Origin of the sequence: Streptomyces sp. CBMA29 (assembly GCF_014596445.1) — a bacterium.
GTDB lineage: Bacteria > Actinomycetota > Actinomycetes > Streptomycetales > Streptomycetaceae > Actinacidiphila.
The window spans coordinates 1-24,377 of record NZ_MECL01000227.1 but is presented as its reverse complement, the minus strand read 5'-3'; the positions used below and the strand labels follow the sequence as shown (position 1 = coordinate 24,377).

Genomic DNA, 24,377 nt, shown 5'->3' with positions numbered 1-24,377 from the left:
GAGGATCGGGGGACAGGACGGCACGCCGTTGCTCGGGGGCGGCCGGACCGGGACGCGCACATCGAGGGAGCACCGTTGAGCAGGTTGCGCTGGCTGACCGCGGGGGAGTCGCACGGACCCGCACTCGTCGCGACGTTGGAGGGGCTGCCGTCCGGGGTGCCGGTCACCACGGAGTTGGTGGCGGACGCGCTGGCGCGGCGGCGGCTCGGATACGGGCGCGGGGCGCGGATGAAGTTCGAGCGCGACGAGGTGACCTTCCTGGGCGGCGTACGGCACGGCCTCACCATGGGCAGCCCGGTGGCCGTGATGGTCGGCAACACCGAGTGGCCCAAGTGGGAACAGGTCATGGCGGCCGACCCGGTGGACCCGGAGATCCTGGCGGGCCTGGCGCGCAACGCGCCGCTGACCCGGCCGCGACCCGGCCACGCCGACCTGGCGGGGATGCAGAAGTACGACCTGGACGAGGCGCGGCCGGTGCTGGAGCGGGCCAGCGCGCGGGAGACCGCGGCGCGGGTGGCGCTGGGCGCGGTCGCGCGGTCGTACCTGAAGGAGACCGCGGGCATCGAGATCGTCTCGCACGTGGTGGAACTGGCCGGGGCGAAGGCGCCCTACGGGGTGGTGCCCGTGCCCGGCGACGAGGAGCGGCTGGACGCGGACCCGGTCCGCTGCCTGGACGCGGACGCGAGCAAGGCGATGGTCGCGGAGATCGACCAGGCCCACAAGGACGGCGACACGCTCGGCGGCGTCGTGGAGGTGCTGGCGTACGGAGTGCCGGTCGGCCTCGGTTCGCACGTCCACTGGGACCGCAGGCTCGACGCACGGCTGGCCGCCGCGCTGATGGGCATCCAGGCGATCAAGGGCGTCGAGGTCGGCGACGGCTTCGACCTGGCCCGGGTGCCCGGCTCCCAGGCGCACGACGAGATCGTGCCGGGCCCGGACGGCATCCGGCGCGCTTCCGGCAGGTCCGGCGGCACCGAGGGCGGCATGAGCACGGGAGAGGTGCTGCGGGTCCGCGCCGCGATGAAGCCGATCGCCACCGTGCCGCGCGCGCTCGCCACCGTCGACGTCACCACCGGCGAGGTCGCCCAGGCCCACCACCAGCGCTCCGACGTGTGCGCGGTGCCCGCGGCGGGCATCGTCGCCGAGGCGATGGTCGCCCTGGTGCTGGCCGACGCGGTCGCGGAGAAGTTCGGCGGCGACTCGGTCGTACAGACCCGGCGCAGCGTGCGCGGCTTCCTCGACAACCTGGCGATCAAGTGACCGGCCCGGCGATCGTCCTCGTCGGCCCGCCCGGAGCGGGCAAGACCACCGTCGGCAGCGCGCTCGCCGACCGGCTGGGCACCACGTACCGCGACACCGACGCCGATGTGGAGGCCGTCGCGGGCAAGCCGATCCCCGAGATCTTCATCGACGACGGCGAGCCGCGCTTCCGCGAGCTGGAACGCGCCGCGGTCCGCACCGCCGTCGCCGAGCACGAGGGAGTGCTGTCGCTGGGCGGCGGCGCCGTCATGGACGGCCCCACCCGCGACCTGCTGGCCGGTCTGCCGGTGGTCTTCCTTGACGTCGGCCTGCACCAGGCCGTCCGCCGCGTCGGCCTGGACGCGCCGCGCCCGCTGCTCGCGGTCAACCCGCGCCAGCAGTGGCGCGAGCTGATGGACGTACGCCGCCCGCTGTACACGGAGATCGCCCGCGCCGTGGTCAGCACCGACGACCGCACCCCCGAGGACGTGGCCGAGGCCGTTCTCGACGCACTCCAACTGAAGGACGCATGAGCGAGAACGACGCGGTGGCGCCCCCCACCCGTATCCAGGTCGGTGCCACGGCGGGCACCGAGGCGTACGAGGTGCTGGTCGGTCACCAGCTCCTCGGCGAACTGCCGGGACTCATCGGCCCCGAGGCGCGCCGCGTGGCCGTCCTGCACCCCGAGGCGCTGGCCGGGACCGGCGAGGCGATCCGCGAGGACCTCGCGGAACAGGGCTTCGAGGCCATCGCCATCCAGCTCCCGAACGCCGAGGAGGCCAAGACCGCCGAGGTCGCCGCCTACTGCTGGAAGGCGCTCGGCCAGACCGGCTTCACCCGCACCGACGTGATCGTGGGCGTCGGCGGCGGCGCCACCACCGACCTGGCCGGTTTCGTCGCCGCGACCTGGCTGCGCGGAGTGCGCTGGATCGCCGTGCCCACCACCGTGCTCGGCATGGTCGACGCGGCCGTGGGCGGCAAGACCGGCATCAACACCGCCGAGGGCAAGAACCTGGTCGGCGCCTTCCACCCGCCCGCCGGAGTCCTCTGCGACCTCGCCGCGCTCGCCTCGCTGCCGGTCAACGACTACGTCAGCGGCCTCGCCGAGATCATCAAGGCCGGATTCATCGCCGACCCCGGCATCCTCGACCTGATCGAGTCCGACCCCGCCGCGGCCCGCGGCCCCGAGGGCCCGCACACCGGCGAGCTGATCGAGCGCGCCATCCGGGTCAAGGCCGAGGTCGTCTCCGCCGACCTCAAGGAGTCCGGGCTCCGCGAGATCCTCAACTACGGCCACACGCTGGCGCACGCGATCGAGAAGAACGAGCGCTACAACTGGCGGCACGGCGCCGCCGTCTCCGTCGGCATGGTCTTCGCCGCCGAACTCGGCCGCCTGGCCGGGCGGTTGGACGACGCGACCGCCGACCGGCACCGCGCCGTACTGGAGTCCGTCGGACTGCCGCTGACCTACCGCGGCGACCAGTGGCCGAAGCTGGTGGAGACCATGAAGGTCGACAAGAAGTCCCGCGGCGACATGCTGCGCTTCATCGTCCTCGACGGGCTCGCCAAGCCGACCGTGCTGGAGGGCCCCGACCCGGCCGTCCTGCTCGCCGCCTACGGGGAGGTCTCCGCGTGACCACCCGCGTCCTGGTGCTCAACGGCCCCAACCTCGGGCGCCTCGGCTCCCGCGAGCCCGACGTCTACGGGGCGACCTCGTACGCCGGTCTGGTCCAGGAGTGCACCGAGCTCGGCGCCGAACTGGGCTTCGACGTCGAGGTCCGCGAGACCAACGACGAGGCGGAGCTGATCGGCTGGCTGCACGAGGCGGCCGACGGGCGGATTCCCGTCGTCCTCAACCCCGGCGCCTTCACGCACTACTCCTACGCGATGCGCGACGCCGCCGCGCAGCGGACCGCGCCGCTGATCGAGGTGCACATCTCCAACCCGTACGCGCGCGAGGCGTTCCGGCACAACTCCGTCGTGGCCGCCGTCGCCTCCGGTACGGTCGCCGGATTCGGCATCGGCTCCTACCGGCTGGCGCTGCGCGCCCTCGCGGAGGACGGCGCCTCGTAGAAGGGCACCCCGCAGGAGCGCGGCTCGTTCACACAACGGCGGTCAGGGGCTGTACCGTTCCGTGTCGAACGGGTTCGTTACCGGCCGGTTGAAGAAGCTGATCCTCCGTACGGGATGGAGTGGGGCGAGATGCAGCACGCTGTGGGGGCGCCGCAGCCCGGTGGCCCCACCCCGCCCCAGGGGACGGGCGTCAGTACGGGGCACTTCCCGCTGTCGTCGCCCGCGCCCGTGCAGGTCCCGGCGCCGCACGGCAACGGCTCGCTGTCCGGCGCCTCGCACGGCCCGATAGCCGTGCTGCTGATCGGCGCCGCGGGGGCGGGCAAGACGACGATCGCGCGGCACTGGGCCGACCACCGCGGCGCGCCGACCGCGCACATCAGCCTGGACGACGTACGCGAATGGGTGCGGGCCGGTTTCGCCGACCCGCAGGCGGGGTGGAACGAGCACTCCGAGGCGCAGTACCGGCTGGCCCGCCGCACCTGCGGCTTCGCCGCCCGTAACTTCCTGGCCAACGGCGTCTCCTGCATCATCGACGACGCCGTCTTCCCCGACCGACCCGCCGTCGGCCTCGGCGGCTGGAAGCGGCACGTCGGGCCCGGCCTGCTCCCCGTCGTCCTGCTCCCGGGACTCGACGTCGTCCTGACCCGCAACGCGGAGCGCACCGGCAACCGCCGGCTGTCGGACGAGGAAGTCGCCCGGATCCACGGCCGTATGGCGGGCTGGTACGGCTCGGGCCTGCCCATCATCGACAATTCCCAGCTCGACGTGGTCTCCGCTGCCGCCGCACTCGACCGCGTCGTGGCCCGCAGCGCCCAGGGGCCGCCGATCTGGTAGCCCGCCGAGGTCCGGTAGCCCGCCGGTCCGGTAGCCCGCCCGCAAGGGTCGGCGGTGCGGCCTCACGGTGGGGAGAGCGCCCGCCGCCACGGGTGGACGCGCTCAGGAAGCCGGGCCGCGGCGGCGCACTTACGCTCGCCACATGTCCGAGGTGCACGCAGCACGCAGAGCACGGCTGCGCGACCGGTGCGCGGCGAACGGCGCGTCCGCCGCGCTGGTGACCCGTCCCGCGAACATCCGCTATCTGACCGGCTGCGCGCCGCAGGGCGCGGCGCTGCTGATCGGCCCGGACGACGACGCGCTGGTGCACCTCACCCCGCCGCAGGACGACCGCGACGAACCCCTGCCCGGCGACCTGCGCGCGGTGGTGCTGGCGACGCCGGACGGCGACGCGGCGGTGGCCGCCGCCGACCTGGCCCGCGAACAGCACGCCGACTCCCTCGCCGTCGAGGAGCACCACCTGACGGTGACCCGGCACCGCGCGATCGGCTCGGTCGTCGGCGGGCTCCCGCTGTCCGACCTCGGCGGCGCCGTCGAACAGCTCCGGCTGGTCAAGGACGAGCACGAGATCGCCAACCTCAGGATCGCCGCGGAGATCGCCGACCAGGCCCTGGGCGAACTGCTGGAGTCGATCCTGGTCGGCCGCACCGAACGGCACCTCGCCCTGGAGCTGGAGCGCCGCCTGGTCGACCACGGCGCCGAGGGACCCGCCTTCCGTACGTCCGTCGGCACCGGGCCGAACTCCGGCGCGCCCCGGCACGTGCCGACCGACCGACGCGTCGAGGAGGGCGACTTCCTGACCGTCCGGCTCGGCGCCCGCTACCGCGGCTACCGCTGCGAAGTCGGCCGTACGTTCGTCATCGGCACCGCTCCCGCCGCCTGGCAGATCGACCTCTACGACCTGGTATTCGCCGCCCAGCGGGCCGGCCGCGAGGCGCTCGCACCCGGTGTGGCCTGCCGAGACGTCGACCACGCGACCCGCGGCCCGCTGACCGCCGCCGGCCACGCGGAGGGTCTGGCACAGTGGTCGGGACACGGCGTGGGTCTGGAAATCGACGAGGACCCTCGGCTGTCACCTGCGGCCATGGGTAAACTGGACGCTTGCGTGCCGGTCACCGTCGAACCGGGGGTCCACCTTCCGGGCCGCGGCGGTGTCCGCATCGACGACACACTCGTCGTACGTCCACTGGCGGACGGCGGGCCCGAGCTACTCACCATCACGACCAAGGAACTGCTCGCCCTGTGACGGGCGCGTGCCCTCCTCGGTCCCCGAAGCAGCACTTTCAGGAGATTCCGCAACCGTGGCCACCACGAACGACCTCAAGAACGGCCTCGTGCTCAAGCTCGACAGCGGCCAGCTCTGGACCGTAGTCGAGTTCCAGCACGTCAAGCCCGGCAAGGGCCCCGCCTTCGTGCGCACCAAGCTGAAGCACGTGCTCTCCGGGAAGGTCGTCGACAAGACCTTCAACGCGGGCGTGAAGGTCGAGACCGCCAACGTCGACAAGCGCGGCATGCAGTTCTCCTACAAGGACGGCACCGACTTCGTCTTCATGGACACCGAGACCTACGACCAGATCATCATCGCGCCCGAGACGGTCGGCGACGCCGCCAACTACCTGCTCGAGGGCTTCGAGGCGGTCGTGGCGATGTACGAGGGCTCCGCGCTCTACGTCGAGCTGCCCGCCTCCGTCGAGCTGGTCATCGAGTACACCGAGCCCGGCGTCCAGGGCGACCGCTCCACCGGCGGCTCCAAGCCCGCCCGCCTGGAGACCGGTTACGAGATCGGCGTCCCGCTCTTCATCACCACGGGTGAGAAGGTCAAGGTCGACACCCGTACGGGCGACTACCTCGGCCGGGTGAACAGCTAACCGTGGCTGCCCGGAACAAGGCCCGCAAGCGGGCCTTCCAGATCCTCTTCGAGGCGGAACAGCGGGGCGTCGACCCCAAGACCGCCATGGCGGACTGGATCCGGCTCGCCAGGACCGACGACCGGCAGCCGCCGGTCACCGAGTACACGATGCGGCTCGTCGAGGGCTGTGAGGCGCACGCCGAGCGGATCGACGAACTGCTGTCCAGCTACTCCGTCGGCTGGTCGCTCGACCGGATGCCGGTCGTGGACCGCAATGTGCTGCGGCTCGGCACGTACGAGCTGCTCTGGGAGGACGACGTCCCGGACGCGGTCGTGCTGGACGAGGCGGTGCAGCTCGCCAAGGAGTTCTCCACCGACGAGTCGCCGGCCTTCGTCAACGGGCTGCTGGCCCGGCTGATGGAACTGAAGCCGACGCTCAAGCGGTAGGACCCGCGCCCGAGCGCCCGGCCGGCAGGCCCGTGTTCCCGGGCCCGAAGCAGAAGTTGAACAATATTCTGCTTCGGGCCTGGTGTGTGTCCTGACCCTGGCCTAGATTCCCGCGCATGGACGAAACGGACGACCGGACCGACGACGCGATCCTGAAGCACCTCGCCGGACTGCGCGCCGCCGACCTGCCCGTGCACGGCGGACGCACGATGGCGTACGTCTACGACGCGGGACTCGACGGGCTCGACGATCTCGCGGCGAGCGCCCAGGCCGCCTTCGCGGGCGTCAACGGCCTCGACATGACCGCCTTCCCCAGCGTGGTCGCGCTGGAGAACGACGTCGTGGGGCGGGCGGCGGCCGTGCTCGGCGGCGGCCCGCGGACGGCGGGCACCTTCACCAGCGGCGGCACCGAGAGCTGCCTGCTGGCCGTCCTCACCGCCCGCGAGCACGCCCGCAGGACGCGCGGCGTCACCGCGCCCGAGATCGTGCTCCCCGTCACCGCGCACGCCGCCTTCCACAAGGCCGCCGCGCTCTTCGGGCTCACCGTCGTGAGCGTCCCCGTGGACCCGGAGACCTTCCGGGTGCGGGCCGAGGACATGACAGCCGTCATCGGCCCCCGTACCGCCCTCGTCGTCGTCTCCGCGCCCTCCTACGCGCACGGCGTGCTCGACCCGGTCGCCGAGGTGGCGCGGGCCGCCGCGGAACGCGGCACGCTGTGCCACGTGGACGCCTGCATCGGCGGCTGGTACCTGGCGCACCGGCGGCTGGCCGACGACACCCCGCCGCCGCCCGCCTTCGACCTCGCGGTGCCCGGCGTCACCTCGCTCTCGGTCGACCTGCACAAGTACGGCTACACGCCCAAGGGAGCCTCCGTGCTGCTCTTCCGGGACGCGGAACTGCGCAGGCACGGCTGGTTCGCGCACGCCTCCTGGCCGGGCTACCCGGTCGTCAACGCGACCTTGCAGGGCACCAAGTCCGCCGGGCCGCTGGCCGCCGCCTGGGCGGTGCTGCGCAGGGTCGGCGCCGACGGGTACACCGACCTGTCCCGGCGCGTGCACGCGGCGACCGTACGGCTGGTCGAGGGGATCGGCCGGATCGACGGGCTGCGGGTGCTCGGCGCCCCCGAGGCGTCGCTGGTGGCCGTCGCCTCCGCGGACCCGGCGCTCGACCCGTTCGTGGTCGCGGACGAGATGCGGCTGCTCGGCTGGTACCTCCAGCCGCAGCCGGCCTTCGGCGGCTCGCCGTCCAATGTGCACCTCACGGTCACCGCCGCCGTCGCGGACCCGGACCGGATCGACGAACTCCTCGCCCACCTGGCCGACGCCGTGACCAGGGCCCGCGCGTACGGCCCGACCGTCGTCGACCCCGGACTCGTGGAACTGGCCGCCGCGCTCGACCCGGACGCCCTCGGCCCCGACGAGGTGGCGCTCGCCCTCCAGCTCGCGGGCGTCGGCCCCGGCGGCGCGCTGCCCGACCGCATGGCCCCCGTCCTCGCCGTCCTCCAAGCCCTGCCCCCGCGCCTCACAGAACGCCTGCTGCCCGAGGTCATCTCCCGGATGTACGTGAGCGCCCCGGCCTGACGGCATACGTCACCGGGGTGACCGCCCGGGAACGCGGCGCCGCCCGGGGCGGACCCGGGAAGGGGTCCGCACCGGGCGGCGGGACGTTTCTGCACTATTCGGGCGAGCCGGGCGCCTAGCCCTCTTCGTGCTGGACCGCGCGCCGCGCGTCGGCGTCGAGGACGCCCCAGCCGATGAGCTGCTCGGTGAGCACGGACGGCGACTGGTCGTAGATCACGGCCAGGGTGCGGAGGTCGTCCTGGCGGATCGACAGCACCTTGCCGTTGTAGTCGCCGCGCTGGCTCTGGATCGTGGCGGCGTACCGCTGGAGAGGCCCGGCCTTCTCCGGCGGGACCTGGGACAGGCGCTCCAGGTCGAGGACGAGCTTCGGGGGCGGCTCTGCCGCCCCGCCGGGGGTCGTACCCGGCAGCAACTCCTGGACCGGAACTCCGTAGAAGTCCGCAAGCTCGGCGAGGCGCTGCACGGTCACGGCACGGTCGCCGCGCTCGTACGAGCCCACGACCACTGCCTTCCAGCGGCCCTGGGACTTCTCCTCGACGCCGTGCAGAGACAGACCCTGCTGCGTGCGGATGGCCCGGAGCTTTGCTCCGAGCTGCTTGGCGTAATCGCTGGACATATGGCTCCCCGGACGGAAACTCGGTGACTCACTGTGAGGTTACGCAGCGTAATCCGTGCTCGTCAAGCGGGAAGGGGCCGATCGGTCGCTGACCTGGGCGGTCTGCGCCACCTGATACCGTTGCCGCGTACCCCTGACGTCCTTTAACGCCCGTCCTGTGAGGCGGGGAAGGAGGTCCCCGACCCATGGTCGAAGACCGCAGCACCCCTGAAGACCGCGATACCGCCGAGTGGAACCCGGCGCCCGCCCGTCCGGTGCTCGAAGCACCCGACATCGCGCGCGTCCTCACCCGTATCGCCCACGAGATCGTGGAACGCGCCAAGGGCGCGGACGACGTCGTGCTCCTCGGCATCCCGACCCGCGGCGTCCATCTGGCGCAGCGCCTGGCGGCCAAGCTCGCCGAGATCACCGGCCGCACGACGGCCGTCGGCTCCCTCGACATCACCATGTACCGCGACGACCTGCGGCTGCACCCGGCGCGCGCGCTGGCCCGTACCGAGATCCCGGCCACCGGGATCGACGGCAGGCTCGTCGTCCTCGTCGACGACGTGCTCTTCTCCGGCCGCACCATCCGCGCGGCCCTCGACGCGCTCAACGACATCGGCCGCCCCCGCGCCGTACAGCTCGCGGTCCTGGTCGACCGCGGCCACCGCGAACTGCCGATCAGGGCCGACTACGTCGGCAAGAACCTGCCCACCTCGCTGCGCGAGACCGTCAAGGTCCAGCTCACCGAGGAGGACGGCCGCGACACCGTCCTGCTCGGCCAGAAGGACGACAAGGACGCCCGCGACCGGCGCGACCGCCGTGACCGGCAGGACCGACACGACACAGCGCCGCGCGAGGGCCTTCCGGCGGACGACTAGCGCACCCGGGACAGGACCCCCGCCGGGGTCCTGTGCTTCCGCGCGCCCTGACCCGCCCCAGCACCCCCGGAGTGACCCGCATGAAGCGCCACCTGATCTCGGCCGCCGACCTCAGCCGCGACGACGCCCTCCTCGTACTCGACACCGCCGAGGAGATGGCCCGCGTCGCCGACCGGCCCATCAAGAAACTGCCCACCCTGCGCGGCCGTACCGTCGTCAACCTCTTCTTCGAGGACTCGACGCGGACCCGCATCTCCTTCGAGGCCGCCGCCAAGCGGCTGTCCGCCGACGTCATCAACTTCTCCGCCAAGGGCTCCTCGGTCTCCAAGGGCGAATCCCTCAAGGACACCGCGCTGACCCTGGAGGCGATGGGCGCCGACGCCGTCGTCATCCGGCACGGCTCGTCCGGCGCGCCGCACCGCCTGGCCACCTCCGGCTGGATCAACGGCTCGGTGGTCAACGCGGGCGACGGCACCCACGAACACCCCACGCAGGCACTGCTGGACGCCTTCACCATGCGCCGCCATCTGTCCGGCGTCGGCCGCGACCTGGAGGGCCGCCGCGTCACCATCGTCGGCGACATCCTGCACAGCCGGGTCGCCCGCTCCAATGTGCTGCTGCTGGGCACGCTGGGCGCGCGCGTCACCCTGGTCGCCCCGCCGACCCTGCTGCCGATCGGCGTCGAGCAGTGGCCGTGCGAGGTCAGCTACGACCTCGACGCGGTGCTCGCCAAGACCGACGCGCTGATGATGCTGCGGGTGCAGAGCGAGCGGATGAACGCCGCCTTCTTCCCCACCGAGCGCGAGTACACCCGGCGTTACGGCGTGGACGGGCCGCGGATGGCGGTACTGCCCGAGCACGCCATCGTCATGCACCCGGGACCGATGAACCGCGGTATGGAGATCACCGCCGAGGTCGCCGACTCGCCGCGCTGCACCGTCGTGGAGCAGGTCGCCAACGGCGTCAGCACCCGGATGGCCGTGCTGTACCTGCTGCTCGGCGGCTCGGAACCGGCCATCGCCACCACCGCGCCCGTACCCGAGACCGCCCCCGCGACGACCGCAGCCGCCCGCACCGAGGAGAGCAAGTAACCATGAGCAAGATCCTGATCCGTGGCGCGAAGGTGCTCGGCGGCGAGCCGCAGGACGTCCTGATCGACGGCGAGACCATCGCCGGGATCGGCACCGGCTTTTCGGGCGGCGAGGGTGACGGCGTCACCGTCGTCGAGGGCGAGGGCCGGATGGTCCTGCTGCCCGGCCTGGTCGACCTCCACACCCACCTGCGCGAGCCGGGCCGCGAGGACTCAGAGACCGTGCTGACCGGCACCAGGGCCGCCGCGATCGGCGGCTACACCGCCGTGCACGCCATGGCCAACACCTTCCCCGTCGCCGACACCGCGGGCGTCGTCGAGCAGGTCTGGCGGCTCGGCAAGGAGTCCGGCTACTGCGACGTGCAGCCGGTCGGCGCCGTCACCGTCGGCCTCGAAGGCAAGCAGCTCGCCGAACTGGGCGCCATGGCCGACTCGGCCGCCCGGGTACGGGTCTTCTCCGACGACGGCAAGTGCGTGGACGACGCGGTGATCATGCGCCGCGCGCTGGAGTACGTGAAGGCGTTCGACGGCGTCGTCGCCCAGCACGCGCAGGAGCCCCGGCTCACCGAGGGCGCCCAGATGAACGAGGGCACCGTCTCCGGCGAACTGGGCCTGACCGGCTGGCCCGCCGTCGCCGAGGAGTCGATCATCGCCCGCGACATCCTGCTCGCCGCGCACGTCGGCTCCCGCGTGCACATCTGCCATCTGTCCACCGCGGGCTCCGTCGAACTCGTCCGCTGGGCCAAGTCCAAGGGCTGGGACGTCACCGCCGAGGTCACCCCCCACCACCTGCTGCTCACCGACGAGCTGGTGCGTACGTACAACCCGGTCTACAAGGTCAACCCGCCGCTGCGCACCGAGGCGGACGTGCTCGCGCTGCGCGAGGCCCTGGCCGACGGCACCATCGACTGTGTGGCCACCGACCACGCACCGCACCCGCACGAGGACAAGGACTGCGAGTGGGCCGCCGCCGCCATGGGCATGGTGGGCCTGGAGACCGCGCTGTCCGTCGTGCAGCACACCATGGTCGACACCGGACTGCTGGACTGGGCGGGCGTCGCCGACCGCATGTCGGCCAGGCCCGCCGTCATCGGACGGCTCGCGGGCCACGGACGGCCGCTCGCCGAGGGCGAGCCCGCCAACCTCGTCCTGGTCGATCCCGCATACCGTGGGGTGGTCAATCCCGCGGGCTTCGCCTCCCGCAGCCGCAACACCCCGTACGAGGGACGCGAACTGCCGGGCCGGGTGCACGCCACCTTCCTGCGGGGCCAGGCGACGGTCATGGACGGGAAGCTCACGTGACACCTCTGACACTGCTGGCGGCCGGTACGGCGCGGGCCGCGGACAAGCACTCGGCGAAGGTCACCGACTGGACCGACCGGATCGGCTGGATCGTCGGCCTCGCCCTGTTCGTCGGCCTGCTGTACTGGCTGATGCGCCAGGGCTGGCAGTGGCGCCGCACCCTCCAGGGCGGCCTGCCCGCACTCCCGCAGGCCCCCGAGGAGACCGGCGAACCGCTGCTGGAATTCCACGGCCGCTACCACGGCAGCACCACCGCGGGGCAGTGGCTCGACCGGATCGTCGCCCACGGCCTGGGCGTACGCAGCAAGGTGACGCTCACCCTCACCCAGCGGGGCCTGGACGCCGACCGCGTCGGCGCCCCCGGCTTCTTCGTGCCCGCCGACGCCCTGCGCGGCGCCCGCCTCGACAAGGGCATCGCGGGCAAGGTCCTCACCGAAGGCGGCCTGCTGGTCGTCACCTGGGAGCACGGCGGCACCCTCATCGACTCCGGCTTCCGCGCCGACCAGGCCGCGCAGCACCCGGCCTGGGTCGCGGAGATCAACCGCATCAGCGGCGACAGCGCTGTCGCTTTCACGGACACCAAGGAACAGGCAAAGGAAGGCGCACAATGACGACCTCCGTCCGGGCGGCCACCGCACCCGCCGTACTCGTCCTGGAGGACGGCCGCACCTTCCGCGGCCGTGCCTACGGGGCGGTGGGGGAGACCTTCGGCGAGGCCGTCTTCTCCACCGGTATGACCGGCTACCAGGAAACGCTCACCGACCCCTCGTACCACCGCCAGGTCGTCGTCATGACCGCCCCGCACGTCGGCAACACCGGCGTCAACGACGAGGACGCCGAGTCGTCCCGCATCTGGGTGTCCGGCTACGTCGTACGCGACCCCGCCCGCACCCCGTCCAACTGGCGCTCGCGGCGCTCGCTCGACGAGGAGCTGACCGCCCAGGGCGTCGTCGGCATCAGCGGCATCGACACCCGCGCTCTCACCCGCCACCTGCGCGAACGCGGCGCGATGCGGGTCGGCATCTTCTCCGGCGAGGCACTGGCCGACGACGGCACGCTGCTCGCCAGGGTCCGGCAGGCCCCCGAGATGACCGGCGCCGACCTGTCCGCCGAGGTCGCCACCCGGCAGGCGTACGTCGTCCCGGCGATCGGGGAGAAGCGCTTCACCGTCGCCGCCCTCGACCTCGGTATCAAGGGCATGACCCCGCACCGGATGGCCGAGCGCGGCATCGAGGTGCACGTCCTGCCCGCGAACGCGAGCGTCGAGGACGTGTACGCGGTCGCGCCCGACGGCGTCTTCCTGTCCAACGGCCCCGGCGACCCGGCCACCGCCGACCTCACCGTCATCCAGGCCGTCCTGGAGCGCGGGACCCCGCTGTTCGGCATCTGCTTCGGCAACCAGCTCCTCGGCCGCGCGCTCGGCTTCGGCACGTACAAGCTCAAGTACGGCCACCGCGGCATCAACCAGCCGGTGCAGGACCGCAGCACCGGGAAGGTCGAGGTCACCGCGCACAACCACGGCTTCGCCGTGGACGCGCCGCGCGACCGGGTCAGCGACACCCCGTACGGCCGCGCCGAGGTCAGCCACGTCTGCCTCAACGACGACGTGGTGGAGGGTCTGCGGCTGCTCGACAAGCCCGCCTTCAGCGTCCAGTACCACCCGGAGGCGGCGGCAGGACCGCACGACGCCGCCTACCTGTTCGACCGCTTCGTCGAGCTCATGCGAGACGAACAAGACAAGCACAGCGTGCAGCTCATGAACGATCAAGGAGCCCAGCGTGCCTAAGCGCACCGATATCCAGTCCGTCCTGGTCATCGGCTCAGGCCCGATCGTCATCGGCCAGGCCGCCGAGTTCGACTACTCGGGCACCCAGGCGTGCCGGGTGCTGAAGTCCGAGGGCCTGCGGGTCATCCTGGTCAACTCCAACCCGGCCACGATCATGACCGACCCGGAGATCGCCGACGCCACGTACGTCGAGCCGATCACCCCGGAATTCGTCGAGAAGATCATCGCCAAGGAGCGCCCCGACGCGCTGCTGCCCACCCTCGGCGGCCAGACCGCGCTCAACACCGCGATCTCGCTGCACGACAACGGCGTCCTCACCAAGTACGGCGTCGAGCTGATCGGCGCCAACGTCGAGGCGATCAACAAGGGCGAGGACCGCCAGCTGTTCAAGGGCGTGGTCGAGGCCGTCAAGGCGAAGATCGGCCACGGCGAGTCCGCCCGCTCGGTGATCTGCCACACCATGGACGACGTGCTCGCGGGCGTCGACACCCTCGGCGGCTACCCCGTCGTCGTCCGCCCCTCCTTCACCATGGGCGGCGCGGGCTCCGGCTTCGCGCACGACGAGGACGAACTGCGCCGCATCGCCGGCCAGGGCCTGACCCTCTCGCCGACCACCGAGGTGCTCCTGGAGGAGTCCATCCTCGGCTGGAAGGAGTACGAGCTGGAGCTGATGCGCGACAAGCACGACAACGTCGTGGTCGTCTGCTCCATCGAGAACTTCGACCCGATGGGCGTGCACACCGGCGACTCGATCACCGTCGCGCCCGCGATGACCCTCACCGACCGCGAGTACCAGATCCTGCGGGACATCGGCATCGCCGTCATCCGCGAGGTCGGCGTCGACACCGGCGGCTGCAACATCCAGTTCGCGGTCAACCCCGAGGACGGCCGGGTCATCGTCATCGAGATGAACCCGCGCGTCTCCCGCTCCTCCGCGCTCGCCTCCAAGGCCACCGGCTTCCCGATCGCGAAGATCGCCGCCCGCCTGGCCGTCGGCTACACGCTCGACGAGATCCCCAACGACATCACCGAGAAGACCCCCGCGTCCTTCGAACCGACGCTGGACTACGTCGTCGTCAAGGTGCCGCGCTTCGCCTTCGAGAAGTTCCCGGCCGCCGACGCCACCCTCACCACCACCATGAAGTCGGTCGGCGAGGCCATGGCCATCGGCCGCAACTTCACCGAGGCGCTCAACAAGGCGCTGCGCTCGCTGGAGAAGAAGGGCTCGCAGTTCGACTTCGTGACCCCGGTCTCCGCCTCCGACAAGGAGACACTGCTGGCCTCCGCCGCCGTCCCGACCGACGGCCGGATCAACACGGTCATGACCGCGATCCGCGCCGGGGCCACCCCGGAAGAGGTCTTCGACGCCACGAAGATCGACCCCTGGTTCGTGGACCAGCTCTTCCTGATCCACGAGTACGCCGTCGAACTGGCCGCGGCCGACCGCCTCGACCCCGAACTGCTCGCCGACGCCAAGCGGCACGGCTTCTCCGACGCCCAGATCGCCGGCATCCGCTCGCTGCGCGAGGAGGTCGTCCGCGAGGTCAGGCACGCGCTGGGCATCCGCCCGGTCTACAAGACCGTCGACACCTGCGCCGCCGAATTCGCCGCCGACACCCCGTACTTCTACTCGTCTTACGACGAGGAGAGCGAGGTCGCGCCGCGCGAGAAGGCCGCCGTGATCATCCTCGGCTCCGGGCCCAACCGGATCGGCCAGGGCATCGAGTTCGACTACTCCTGCGTGCACGCCTCCTTCGCGCTGCACGACGCCGGGTACGAGACCGTGATGGTCAACTGCAATCCGGAGACCGTCTCCACCGACTACGACACCTCCGACCGGCTCTACTTCGAGCCGCTCACCCTGGAGGACGTCCTGGAGATCGTGCACGCCGAGACGCTCGCGGGCCCGGTCGCCGGTGTCATCGTGCAGCTCGGCGGCCAGACCCCGCTCGGCCTGGCGCAGGCGCTCAAGGACAACGGAGTGCCGGTCGTCGGCACCTCACCCGAGGCGATCCACCTCGCCGAGGACCGCGGCGCCTTCGGCCGCGTACTGGCCGCCGCAGGACTGCCCGCGCCCAAGCACGGCACCGCCGTCACCTTCGACGGCGCCAAGGCCATCGCCGACGAGATCGGCTACCCGGTGCTCGTCCGCCCCTCGTACGTGCTCGGCGGACGCGGCATGGAGATCGTCTACGACGAGACCCGGCTCGCCTCCTACATCGCCGAGTCCACCGAGATCAGCCCCGACCGCCCGGTGCTCGTCGACCGCTTCCTCGACGACGCCATCGAGATCGACGTGGACGCGCTCTACGACGGCCAGGAGCTGTACCTCGGCGGCGTCATGGAGCACATCGAGGAAGCCGGCATCCACTCAGGCGACTCCGCGTGCGCGCTGCCGCCGATCACGCTCGGCGGCCACGACATCAAGCGGCTGCGCGCCTCCACCGAGGCCATCGCCGCCGGGGTCGGCGTACGCGGCCTGATCAACATCCAGTTCGCGCTCGCCGGTGACATCCTCTACGTGCTGGAGGCCAACCCGCGCGCCTCCCGTACCGTCCCCTTCACCTCCAAGGCGACCGCGGTGCCGCTGGCCAAGGCCGCCGCGCGGATCTCGCTCGGCGCCACCGTCGCGGAACTGCGCGCCGAGGGCCTCCTGCCGACGGCGGGCGACGGCGGCACCCTGCCGCTGGACGCGCCGATCTCCGTCAAGGAGGCGGTGCTGCCCTGGTCGCGGTTCCGCGACATGCAGGGCCGGGGGGTCGACACCATCCTCGGCCCGGAGATGCGCTCCACCGGCGAGGTCATGGGCATCGACGCGGTCTTCGGCACCGCGTACGCCAAGTCGCAGGCCGGGGCGTACGGCGCGCTGCCCACCAAGGGCCGCGCCTTCGTCTCGGTCGCCAACCGCGACAAGCGCGCGCTGATCTTCCCGGCCCGCGCGCTGATCGAGCACGGCTTCGAGCTGCTGGCCACCTCCGGCACCGCGGAAGTCCTGCGGCGCAACGGCATCGAGGCGCGGGTCGTGCGCAAGCAGAGCGAGGGCGTGGGACCCGAGGGCGAGCCGACCGTCGTCACCCTCATCCACGAGGGCGAGGTCGACCTCATCGTCAACACCCCCTTCGGTACCGGCGGACGCCTCGACGGCTACGACATCCGCACCGCCGCCGTCGCCCGCGGTATCCCCTGCCTGACCACGGTCCAGGCGCTCGCCGCGGCCGTCCAGGGCATCGACGCCCTGACGCGCGGCGACATCGGGGTGCGGTCCTTGCAGGAGCACGCCCAGCACCTGACCGCGGCGCGCGAGAGCTGAGGGGCCGGACCGTGTACGCGCTCTTCTTCCGCCTGTTCTTCCGCCGCATGGACGCCGAGCGGGCCCACCACCTCGCCTTCCGGTGGATCCGGCTGGTGGCGCGGATTCCCGTCCTGCGCACCTTCGTCGCGGCGGCCCTCGCGCCGCGCTACGCGTCGCTGCGTACCGAGGCCCTGGGCCTGCGGATGCACGGGCCGTTCGGGCTGGCGGCCGGGTTCGACAAGAACGCGGTCGCCATCGACGCGATGGCCATGCTCGGCTTCGACCACGTCGAGATCGGCACGGTCACCGCGCGGGGCCAGTCCGGCAATCCGCGGCCCCGGCTGTTCCGGCTGGTCGCCGACCGCGCGCTGATCAACCGGATGGGCTTCAACAACGAGGGGTCCGCCGCCGTCGCGGACCGGCTCGCCACCCGGCGGCCGGTCTTCCGTACCACCGTCGGCGTCAACATCGGCAAGACCAAGACGGTTCCGGAGGAGGAGGCGGCGGGCGACTACGTGACGTCCACCGAGCGGCTGGCCGCGCACGCCGACTACCTGGTGGTCAACGTGTCGTCGCCGAACACGCCGGGACTGCGCAATCTCCAGGCGACCGCCGCCCTGCGCCCGCTGCTGACGGCGGTACGCGAGGCCGCCGACCGTACGGTGACCGACCGCCGCGTGCCGCTGCTGGTCAAGATCGCGCCCGACCTGGCGGACGAGGACGTGGACGCCGTCGCCGACCTCGCCGTGGAACTGGGCCTCGACGGCATCATCGCCACCAACACCACCATCGCCAGGGACGGCCTCGGCCTGGCGTCCGACCCCCGGCTGACCGCGGAGACCGGCGGCCTGTCCGGCGCTCCGCTGGGCGACCGCTCCCTGGAAGTGCTGCGCAGGCTCTACGCGCGGGTCGGGACCCGGATCACGCTGGTCGGTGTCGGCGGCATCCGCGACGCGGAGGACGCCTGGCAGCGGATTCTCGCGGGCGCCACCCTGGTACAGGGCTACAGCGCCTTCATCTACCAGGGACCCTTCTGGATGCGCGCGGTCCACAAGGGCCTGGCCGCCCGCCTGGCCACCAGCCCGTACGCCACGCTCGCCGACGCCGTCGGCGCCGACACACGGAAGGTGCCGGTATGACCTCGACCCCGCACCAGGTGGAATTCGAACCCTTCGGCGCGCGACTGCGCCGGGCCATGGACACCCGCGGACAGCTCTGCGTCGGCATCGACCCGCACTCCGCGCTGCTCACCGGGTGGGGCCTCAACGACGACGTGGCCGGTCTCGAACGCTTCACGATGACCGTCGTCGAGGCGCTGGCCGACCGTACGGCGGTCTTCAAACCGCAGTCGGCGTTCTTCGAGCGCTTCGGCTCGCGCGGCATCGCCGTGCTGGAGCGGGCGGTCGCCGAGGCACGGGCCGCGGGCGTCCTGGTGCTGATGGACGCCAAGCGCGGCGACATCGGCTCGACGATGGCCGCGTACGCCGCCACGTATCTGGAAAAGGACTCGCCGCTGTTCTCCGACGCGGTCACCGTCAGCCCTTATCTCGGCTTCGAGTCGCTGCGGCCCGCGCTGGACGCGGCGCGGATCTCGGGTTCCGGGGTCTTCGTCCTCGCCCTGACCTCCAATCCGGAGGGCGCGCAGGTGCAGCGGGCGACGGCGGCGGGCGGCGCGTCCGTCGCGCAGGTGATGCTCGACCACATGGCGGCCGAGAACGCCGGTGCGAGGCCGCTGGGTTCGGTCGGCGCGGTGGTCGGCGCGACGCTGTCGGAGGCGGGCGCGGATCTCGACATCAACGGGCCGCTGCTGGCGCCCGGCATCGGGGCGCAGGGCGCCACGCCCGCGGGACTGCCGGCGCTGTTCGGCTCCGCGGTGGCCAATGTGGTGCCCAGCGTCAGCCGCGACGTGCTGCGGCACGGGCCCGACGCGGCGGGGCTGCGCGAGGCGGCGGCGCGCTTCACCGACGAGGTGCGCGCGGCGGTCTCGGGCGGGTAGCCGAGCCGGTCGCGGGCAGGCGGCCCAACGACGGTGCGCGGCAGGGGAGTCCGGGTTCTCCGGGGCCCGGACGGACCCCGAAACATTGCCCCTGTCGCGTCCCTGATGGGGCCGGTCGCGCGCTGTTTAAACGTCAAAAAGAAGGTTCAGATTCAACCATCGAACGAATTGACGCAGAAACCTGTTCCGCTTTGCCCCAAATATCCCGCTGGATCGAGTCTGACCAGGACTTTTCGTCTGTTCTCGCTGACTTGAGCCGTTCGGACCGCTAGTCTCCGACAGGAGCGGCGGCGTTCACTCGTGTCGCTTCTCCCCCGTAAACGCGGGGGGAGTGTGCTCCACCACACGGTCCATATCCGATTGCTCTACATCCGAGGTGACGTAGGCGTGGCTCTTCCGCCCCTTACCCCTGAACAGCGCGCTGCCGCGCTCGAAAAGGCCGCCGCGGCTCGCCGGGAGCGCGCCGAGGTCAAGAACCGGCTCAAGCACTCCGGCGCCTCTCTGCACGAGGTCATCAAGCAGGGCCAGGAGAACGACGTCATCGGCAAGATGAAGGTCTCCGCTCTCCTGGAGTCCCTGCCCGGCGTCGGCAAGGTGCGCGCCAAGCAGATCATGGAGCGGCTCGGGATCTCCGAGAGCCGCCGCGTCCGTGGTCTGGGCTCGAACCAGATCGCGTCCCTGGAGCGCGAGTTCGGCGGCGCCTCCGCCTGACGGTCCTCGTGCCCCCGGCAAGCTTTGCCCCGCCGCGGCACAAGCACCTCCGGGAACCAGGGATAATCGCTCCATGAGTTCTACAGTCTCCCGGGGGGCGGCCCGCCCCCTCGCTTCACAGGGGGCCACTCCGGCCCCCCCGGACAGACACCCGCGACTGACCGTGCTCTCCGGCCCCTCAGGGGTCGGCAAGAGCACGGTCGTCGCCCACCTGCGCACGGTGCACCCCGACGTCTGGCTGTCGGTCTCCGCCACCACGCGCAAGCCGCGCCCCGGCGAGCAGCACGGTGTCCAGTACTACTTCGTGGACGACGACGAGTTCGACAAGCTCGTCGCCAACGGCGAACTGCTGGAGTGGGCCGAATTCGCCGGGAACCGCTACGGCACGCCGCGCGGCGCCGTGCTCGACAAGCTCGGCGCGGGCGAGCCCGTGCTGCTGGAGATCGATCTCCAGGGCGCCCGACTGGTCCGCGGGTCGATGCCCGAGGCGCGCCTGGTCTTCCTCGCGCCGCCGAGCTGGGAGGAACTGGTCCGCCGCCTCACCGGGCGCGGCACCGAATCGCCCGAGGTGATCGAGGAGCGGCTGACCGCGGCCAAGGTCGAACTGGCCGCCGAGGCCGAGTTCGACGTGACCCTTGTCAACACCTCGGTCGAGGCTGTAGCGCGTGAGCTGCTAGCCTTGATGCAGATTGACTGAGCTGACTCGGTCTTCTCTTTTTTCCATCAGTAGTATTTCCACCAGTAGTAGGGGTAGGTAGAGCGTGTCCTCTTCCATCACCACGCCCGAGGGCATCATCAATCCTCCGATTGACGAGCTGCTCGAAGCCACCGATTCGAAGTACAGCCTGGTGATCTACGCCGCCAAGCGCGCGCGCCAGATCAACGCGTACTACTCCCAGCTCGGTGAGGGCCTGCTGGAGTACGTCGGCCCGCTCGTGGACACCCACGTGCACGAGAAGCCGCTCTCCATCGCGCTGCGCGAGATCAACGCGGGTCTGCTGACCTCCGAAGCGGTCGAGGCGCCCGCGCACTGACGCCGACGCGCGTCCAGCACGTACAGCACCTTCATCACGTACAGCACCTTGACCACGGGCCCGGCGGAGCGACCGCCGGGCCCGTGGTGTGTCATGGGAGCAGCGCAAGACGGATCTCGGGTCGGGAGACACGATGGCGAAACCACAGGTCGTGCTGGGCGTGAGCGGTGGCATCGCCGCCTACAAGGCGTGCGAGCTGCTGCGGCGGCTCACCGAGTCGGGGCACGGCGTCCGGGTGGTGCCCACCGAGTCCGCGCTGCACTTCGTCGGCGAGGCCACCTGGTCGGCGCTGTCCGGCAACCCGGTCTCCACCCGCGTCTGGGACGACGTCCACGAGGTCCCGCACGTACGGATCGGCCAGCACGCCGACCTCGTCGTCGTCGCCCCCGCCACCGCCGACCTGCTCGCCAAGGCCGCCCACGGCCTCGCCGACGACCTGCTCACCAACACCCTGCTGACCGCCCGCTGCCCCGTGGTCTTCGCCCCCGCGATGCACACCGAGATGTGGGAGCACCCGGCCACCCGGGAGAACGTCGCCACCCTGCGCCGCCGTGGCTGCGTCGTCATCGAACCCGCCGTCGGCAGGCTGACCGGCGTCGACACCGGCAAGGGACGGCTGCCCGACCCCGCCGAGATCTACCAGGTCTGCCGCCGCGTGCTGCGCCGGGGACCCGCCGAGCGCGACCTGGCCGGACGCCACGTGGTGATCAGCGCGGGCGGCACCCGCGAACCCCTCGACCCGGTCCGCTACCTCGGCAACCGCTCCTCCGGCAAGCAGGGCTACGCGCTGGCCAGGACCGCCGTGGCGCGCGGCGCCCGGGTCACCCTTCTCGCGGCCAACACCGGGCTCCCCGACCCGGCAGGCGCCGACGTCGTCACCGTCGGCACCGCGGAACAGCTCAGGGAAGCGGTGCTCAAGGCCGCGGCCGACGCCGACGTGGTGGTGATGGCCGCGGCCGTCGCGGACTTCCGCCCCGCGCGGTACGCGGCGGGCAAGATCAAGAAGAAGGACGACCAGGAGCCCGCGCCGATCACCCTGGTGCGCAACGCCGACATCCTCGCCGAGGTCTCCGCGCACCGCGCGCGGCCAGGACAGCTCGTCGTCGGCTTCGCCGCCGAGACCGACGACGTGCTCGTCAACGGACGCGCCAAGCTCACCCGAAAGGGTTGTGATCTGCTCGTCGTCAACGAAGTGGGTGACGGCAAGGCGTTCGGCACCGAGGAGAACGAGGCTGTGGTATTGGGCTCCGACGGCAGCGAGACCCCCGTACCGTACGGGCCCAAGGAGGATCTGGCGGACCGGGTATGGGATCTTGTCGGCGCGAGATTGCCGGAAAGCGACACTCGGGTGGACACGTGATGACGCGTTCCGCCACGAATCCAAAGGTCGAGATGCCGTGTCACGTCCGCGGCGGCGGACTATAAGCTTGCAGTGGAGTGCCGGGCGCAGCCCTGCGCACTCCGCCCAGATTCAGCCAGCAGCCGCTGCAACCCCAGGGAGCGATGTGTCCCGCCGCCTGTTCACCTCGGAGTCCGTCACCGAGGGACACCCAGACAAGATCGCTGACCAGATCAGCGACACCATCCTCGACGCCCTCCTCAAGGCCGACCCGCACTCCCGGGTCGCCGTCGAGACGCTGATCACCACCGGTCAGGTGCATATCGCGGGCGAGGTCACGACCACCGCCTACGCCGATATCGCCACCCTGGTGCGCAACAAGATCCTGGAGATCGGCTACGACTCCTCCAAGAAGGGCTTCGACGGCGCCTCCTGCGGCGTCTCGGTGTCCATCGGCGCGCAGTCCCCTGACATCGCACAGGGTGTCGACACCGCGTACGAGAAGCGCGTCGCCGGTTCCGCCGCGACCGACGACGACCTGAACAAGCAGGGCGCGGGCGACCAGGGCCTGATGTTCGGCTACGCGTCCGACGAGACGCCCGAGCTGATGCCGCTGCCGATCACGCTCGCCCACCGCCTGTCCAGGCGGCTGACCGAGGTCCGCAAGAACGGCCAGATCCCGTACCTGCGGCCGGACGGCAAGACCCAGGTCACCATCGAGTACGACGGTGACAAGGCCGTCCGCCTCGACACCGTCGTGGTCTCCTCGCAGCACGCCTCCGACATCGACCTGGAGTCGCTGCTCGCGCCCGACATCCGGGAATTCGTCGTCGAGGTCGAGCTGAAGGCCCTGCTCGACGACGGCATCAAGCTCGACACCGACGGCTACAAGCTGCTGGTCAACCCCACCGGCCGCTTCGAGATCGGCGGCCCGATGGGTGACGCCGGGCTCACCGGCCGCAAGATCATCATCGACACCTACGGCGGCATGGCCCGCCACGGCGGCGGCGCCTTCTCGGGCAAGGACCCGTCCAAGGTCGACCGCTCCGCCGCCTACGCCATGCGCTGGGTCGCCAAGAACGTCGTCGCCGCCGGGCTCGCCGCGCGCTGCGAGGTCCAGGTCGCCTACGCCATCGGCAAGGCCGAGCCCGTCGGTCTCTTCGTCGAGACCTTCGGCACCGCGAGCGTCGACGTCGAGAAGATCGAGCAGGCCATCAGCCAGGTCTTCGACCTGCGGCCCGCCGCGATCATCCGCGATCTCGACCTGCTCCGCCCGATCTACGCCCAGACCGCCGCCTACGGCCACTTCGGCCGTGAGCTGGACGACTTCACCTGGGAGCGGACGGACCGCGTCGACGCCCTGCGCTCGGCCGCCGGACTCTAGGTCCGTACGGCTCCCCGCCGTGAGGGGGTCCGCCCCGTAGGGGCGTGGGGTACCTCCCGCGCCCCCGGTGGGGCGGCGTCTTGCGGCAGCGCGAGTGTGTCCGAGGGGTCTGTAAGAATCGCAAGATGAGCAGCGAGAACGGTCAGGACGCCGAGCCCCCCGCAGGGGAGCAGCTCGCGCTCATTCGGGAGACCGTCAAGAAGGCGAAGGAGCCCAGGGCGAAGCCGCGCACCTGGCGCGGGGCGGCCCTCGCCGAAGGGCTGCCGGTAGCGCGGGTGCTGGTCGACAAGGGGCTGCTGCACCTGGACCAGTTCTTCGACTACGCGGTGCCGGCGGCCATGGACGAGGAGGCCAGTCCCGGCGTACGGGTGAGGGTCCGCTTCGGGGCCCGGGTGGTGAAGGGCAGGAGAGAAGGCGGCTCGCTGCACGACGGCTTCATCGTGGAACGGCGGGCCGAGAGCGACTTCCGCGGCCCTCTCGCCCCGCTCGCGCAGGTGCTGTCGACCGAGCAGGTGCTGACCCCGCCGCTGCTGAAGCTGTGCCGCCAGGTCGCGGACCGGTACGCCGGAGCGCTCGCCGACGTCGTCCAGCTCGCCGTGCCGCCCAGAATGGCCCGCGCCGAGCGCGACCCGTCACCGGGACCGCTGCCGGACCCGGCGGCGCCGGAGCAGGGAAGCTGGCAGCGGTACGCGACCGGGCCCGCGTATCTCCAGGCGCTGGCCCGCGGCGACAGCCCCCGCGCGGTCTGGCTCGCGCTGCCAGGACCGCACTGGCCGCGCGAACTGGCGGTGGCCGTCGCCACCACCCTCGCCTCGGGGCGCGGCGCCCTCGCCGTACTGCCCGACGGGCGGTCCGCCGCCCGGGTCGACGCGGCGCTGACCGAACTGCTCGGCGAGGGCCGCCACGTCCTGCTCACGGCCGACGCCGGCCCCGAGGAGCGGT

23 protein-coding genes and 1 pseudogene are annotated in these 24,377 nt (G+C 71.7%); 23 read left to right on the top strand and 1 reads right to left on the bottom strand.

Going from position 1 to position 24,377, the window contains the following annotated elements:
• Positions 1–75 precede the first annotated feature (75 nt).
• From aroC to BGM09_RS31700, 9 genes are all read left to right on the top strand, one after another.
• Positions 76–1,260 (top strand): chorismate synthase, encoded by a 1,185-nt coding sequence (aroC, locus tag BGM09_RS31740; protein WP_188285190.1) that lies wholly within the window; start codon positions 76–78, stop codon positions 1,258–1,260.
• Positions 1,257–1,772 carry a shikimate kinase gene (locus tag BGM09_RS31735; RefSeq protein WP_188285189.1) on the top strand — a complete coding sequence of 172 codons (516 nt, stop codon included), beginning with the start codon at positions 1,257–1,259 and terminating at the stop codon, positions 1,770–1,772. The genes aroC and BGM09_RS31735 overlap by 4 nt, the downstream gene beginning before the upstream one ends.
• Complete coding sequence (gene aroB / locus BGM09_RS31730) at positions 1,769–2,875, top strand: 3-dehydroquinate synthase (RefSeq protein WP_188285188.1); 1,107 nt, start codon at positions 1,769–1,771, stop codon at positions 2,873–2,875. The genes BGM09_RS31735 and aroB overlap by 4 nt, the downstream gene beginning before the upstream one ends.
• A complete protein-coding gene (gene aroQ, locus BGM09_RS31725; protein ID WP_188285187.1) occupies positions 2,872–3,312 on the top strand; it encodes a type II 3-dehydroquinate dehydratase in 441 nt (146 codons plus the stop codon). Before aroB ends, aroQ begins: the two co-directional genes overlap by 4 nt.
• Before the next feature lie 129 nt (positions 3,313–3,441).
• Entirely contained in the window at positions 3,442–4,146 is a 705-nt protein-coding gene (locus tag BGM09_RS31720; RefSeq protein ID WP_188285186.1) for an AAA family ATPase, read from the top strand.
• 142 nt (positions 4,147–4,288) lie between these two features.
• Positions 4,289–5,392 carry a M24 family metallopeptidase gene (locus BGM09_RS31715; RefSeq protein ID WP_188285185.1) on the top strand — a complete coding sequence of 368 codons (1,104 nt, stop codon included), beginning with the start codon at positions 4,289–4,291 and terminating at the stop codon, positions 5,390–5,392.
• A gap of 55 nt (positions 5,393–5,447) precedes the next feature.
• Complete coding sequence (gene efp, locus BGM09_RS31710) at positions 5,448–6,014, top strand: elongation factor P (RefSeq protein ID WP_188285184.1); 567 nt, start codon at positions 5,448–5,450, stop codon at positions 6,012–6,014.
• 2 nt (positions 6,015–6,016) lie between these two features.
• Positions 6,017–6,442: a transcription antitermination factor NusB gene (gene nusB / locus BGM09_RS31705; protein ID WP_188285183.1), complete on the top strand. Its 426-nt coding sequence runs from the start codon at positions 6,017–6,019 to the stop codon at positions 6,440–6,442.
• 116 nt (positions 6,443–6,558) lie between these two features.
• Complete coding sequence (locus BGM09_RS31700; RefSeq protein ID WP_188285182.1) at positions 6,559–8,022, top strand: pyridoxal phosphate-dependent decarboxylase family protein; 1,464 nt, start codon at positions 6,559–6,561, stop codon at positions 8,020–8,022.
• A gap of 115 nt (positions 8,023–8,137) precedes the next feature.
• Here the strand turns inward: BGM09_RS31700 and bldD are convergent, their stop codons facing one another.
• A complete protein-coding gene (bldD, locus tag BGM09_RS31695; protein WP_033174517.1) occupies positions 8,138–8,638 on the bottom strand; it encodes a transcriptional regulator BldD in 501 nt (166 codons plus the stop codon).
• Between the two features lie 185 nt (positions 8,639–8,823).
• Between bldD and pyrR the strand changes: the two genes are divergently transcribed.
• From pyrR to BGM09_RS31625, 14 genes and pseudogenes are all read left to right on the top strand, one after another.
• The gene (pyrR, locus tag BGM09_RS31690) at positions 8,824–9,501 is read left to right on the top strand and encodes a bifunctional pyr operon transcriptional regulator/uracil phosphoribosyltransferase PyrR (protein ID WP_223187875.1); all 678 of its coding nucleotides are present in this window, start codon (positions 8,824–8,826) and stop codon (positions 9,499–9,501) included.
• Positions 9,502–9,581: 80 nt separating this feature from the next.
• Positions 9,582–10,592, top strand: coding sequence for an aspartate carbamoyltransferase catalytic subunit (locus BGM09_RS31685; RefSeq protein ID WP_188285181.1), 1,011 nt, complete (start codon positions 9,582–9,584; stop codon positions 10,590–10,592).
• A gap of 2 nt (positions 10,593–10,594) precedes the next feature.
• Positions 10,595–11,893, top strand: a complete 1,299-nt coding sequence (locus BGM09_RS31680) for a dihydroorotase (RefSeq protein ID WP_188285180.1) — start codon at positions 10,595–10,597, stop codon at positions 11,891–11,893.
• Positions 11,890–12,504: a hypothetical protein gene (locus BGM09_RS31675; RefSeq protein ID WP_188285179.1), complete on the top strand. Its 615-nt coding sequence runs from the start codon at positions 11,890–11,892 to the stop codon at positions 12,502–12,504. The genes BGM09_RS31680 and BGM09_RS31675 overlap by 4 nt, the downstream gene beginning before the upstream one ends.
• On the top strand, positions 12,501–13,679 hold the full coding sequence (gene carA / locus BGM09_RS31670) for a glutamine-hydrolyzing carbamoyl-phosphate synthase small subunit (RefSeq protein ID WP_188285178.1): 1,179 nt from the start codon (positions 12,501–12,503) through the stop codon (positions 13,677–13,679). Before BGM09_RS31675 ends, carA begins: the two co-directional genes overlap by 4 nt.
• Positions 13,672–16,989 (top strand): carbamoyl-phosphate synthase large subunit, encoded by a 3,318-nt coding sequence (gene carB, locus BGM09_RS31665; protein WP_188285177.1) that lies wholly within the window; start codon positions 13,672–13,674, stop codon positions 16,987–16,989. Before carA ends, carB begins: the two co-directional genes overlap by 8 nt.
• An 11-nt stretch (positions 16,990–17,000) precedes the next feature.
• Positions 17,001–18,110, top strand: coding sequence for a quinone-dependent dihydroorotate dehydrogenase (locus BGM09_RS31660; RefSeq protein WP_188285176.1), 1,110 nt, complete (start codon positions 17,001–17,003; stop codon positions 18,108–18,110).
• Positions 18,107–18,967 carry an orotidine-5'-phosphate decarboxylase gene (gene pyrF / locus BGM09_RS31655; protein WP_223187874.1) on the top strand — a complete coding sequence of 287 codons (861 nt, stop codon included), beginning with the start codon at positions 18,107–18,109 and terminating at the stop codon, positions 18,965–18,967. Before BGM09_RS31660 ends, pyrF begins: the two co-directional genes overlap by 4 nt.
• 387 nt (positions 18,968–19,354) lie before the next feature.
• On the top strand, positions 19,355–19,678 hold the full coding sequence (locus BGM09_RS31650) for an integration host factor (protein ID WP_093712873.1): 324 nt from the start codon (positions 19,355–19,357) through the stop codon (positions 19,676–19,678).
• 73 nt (positions 19,679–19,751) lie between these two features.
• Positions 19,752–20,375, top strand: a complete 624-nt coding sequence (gene gmk, locus BGM09_RS31645) for a guanylate kinase (protein ID WP_188285175.1) — start codon at positions 19,752–19,754, stop codon at positions 20,373–20,375.
• Positions 20,376–20,439: 64 nt separating this feature from the next.
• A complete protein-coding gene (rpoZ, locus tag BGM09_RS31640; RefSeq protein ID WP_033174507.1) occupies positions 20,440–20,712 on the top strand; it encodes a DNA-directed RNA polymerase subunit omega in 273 nt (90 codons plus the stop codon).
• Between the two features lie 133 nt (positions 20,713–20,845).
• Positions 20,846–22,072, top strand: a complete 1,227-nt coding sequence (coaBC, locus tag BGM09_RS31635) for a bifunctional phosphopantothenoylcysteine decarboxylase/phosphopantothenate--cysteine ligase CoaBC (RefSeq protein ID WP_188285174.1) — start codon at positions 20,846–20,848, stop codon at positions 22,070–22,072.
• 145 nt (positions 22,073–22,217) lie between these two features.
• Positions 22,218–23,435 carry a methionine adenosyltransferase gene (gene metK / locus BGM09_RS31630; protein ID WP_188285173.1) on the top strand — a complete coding sequence of 406 codons (1,218 nt, stop codon included), beginning with the start codon at positions 22,218–22,220 and terminating at the stop codon, positions 23,433–23,435.
• 125 nt (positions 23,436–23,560) lie between these two features.
• A pseudogene (locus tag BGM09_RS31625) lies at positions 23,561–24,377 on the top strand (primosome assembly protein PriA); the annotation flags it as partial.

What these genes read in the sequence shown, in the direction of transcription:
- BGM09_RS31680 (WP_188285180.1), top strand. Translation starts at nt 10,595, where the DNA reads ATGAGCAAGATCCTGATCCGTGGCGCGAAGGTGCTCGGCGGCGAGCCG.
- BGM09_RS31700 (WP_188285182.1), top strand. Translation starts at nt 6,559, where the DNA reads ATGGACGAAACGGACGACCGGACCGACGACGCGATCCTGAAGCACCTC.
- BGM09_RS31720 (WP_188285186.1), top strand. Translation starts at nt 3,442, where the DNA reads ATGCAGCACGCTGTGGGGGCGCCGCAGCCCGGTGGCCCCACCCCGCCC.
- bldD (WP_033174517.1), bottom strand. Translation starts at nt 8,638, where the DNA reads ATGTCCAGCGATTACGCCAAGCAGCTCGGAGCAAAGCTCCGGGCCATC.
- gmk (WP_188285175.1), top strand. Translation starts at nt 19,752, where the DNA reads ATGAGTTCTACAGTCTCCCGGGGGGCGGCCCGCCCCCTCGCTTCACAG.
- BGM09_RS31685 (WP_188285181.1), top strand. Translation starts at nt 9,582, where the DNA reads ATGAAGCGCCACCTGATCTCGGCCGCCGACCTCAGCCGCGACGACGCC.
- pyrF (WP_223187874.1), top strand. Translation starts at nt 18,107, where the DNA reads ATGACCTCGACCCCGCACCAGGTGGAATTCGAACCCTTCGGCGCGCGA.
- BGM09_RS31715 (WP_188285185.1), top strand. Translation starts at nt 4,289, where the DNA reads ATGTCCGAGGTGCACGCAGCACGCAGAGCACGGCTGCGCGACCGGTGC.
- aroB (WP_188285188.1), top strand. Translation starts at nt 1,769, where the DNA reads ATGAGCGAGAACGACGCGGTGGCGCCCCCCACCCGTATCCAGGTCGGT.
- carA (WP_188285178.1), top strand. Translation starts at nt 12,501, where the DNA reads ATGACGACCTCCGTCCGGGCGGCCACCGCACCCGCCGTACTCGTCCTG.
- coaBC (WP_188285174.1), top strand. Translation starts at nt 20,846, where the DNA reads ATGGCGAAACCACAGGTCGTGCTGGGCGTGAGCGGTGGCATCGCCGCC.
- pyrR (WP_223187875.1), top strand. Translation starts at nt 8,824, where the DNA reads ATGGTCGAAGACCGCAGCACCCCTGAAGACCGCGATACCGCCGAGTGG.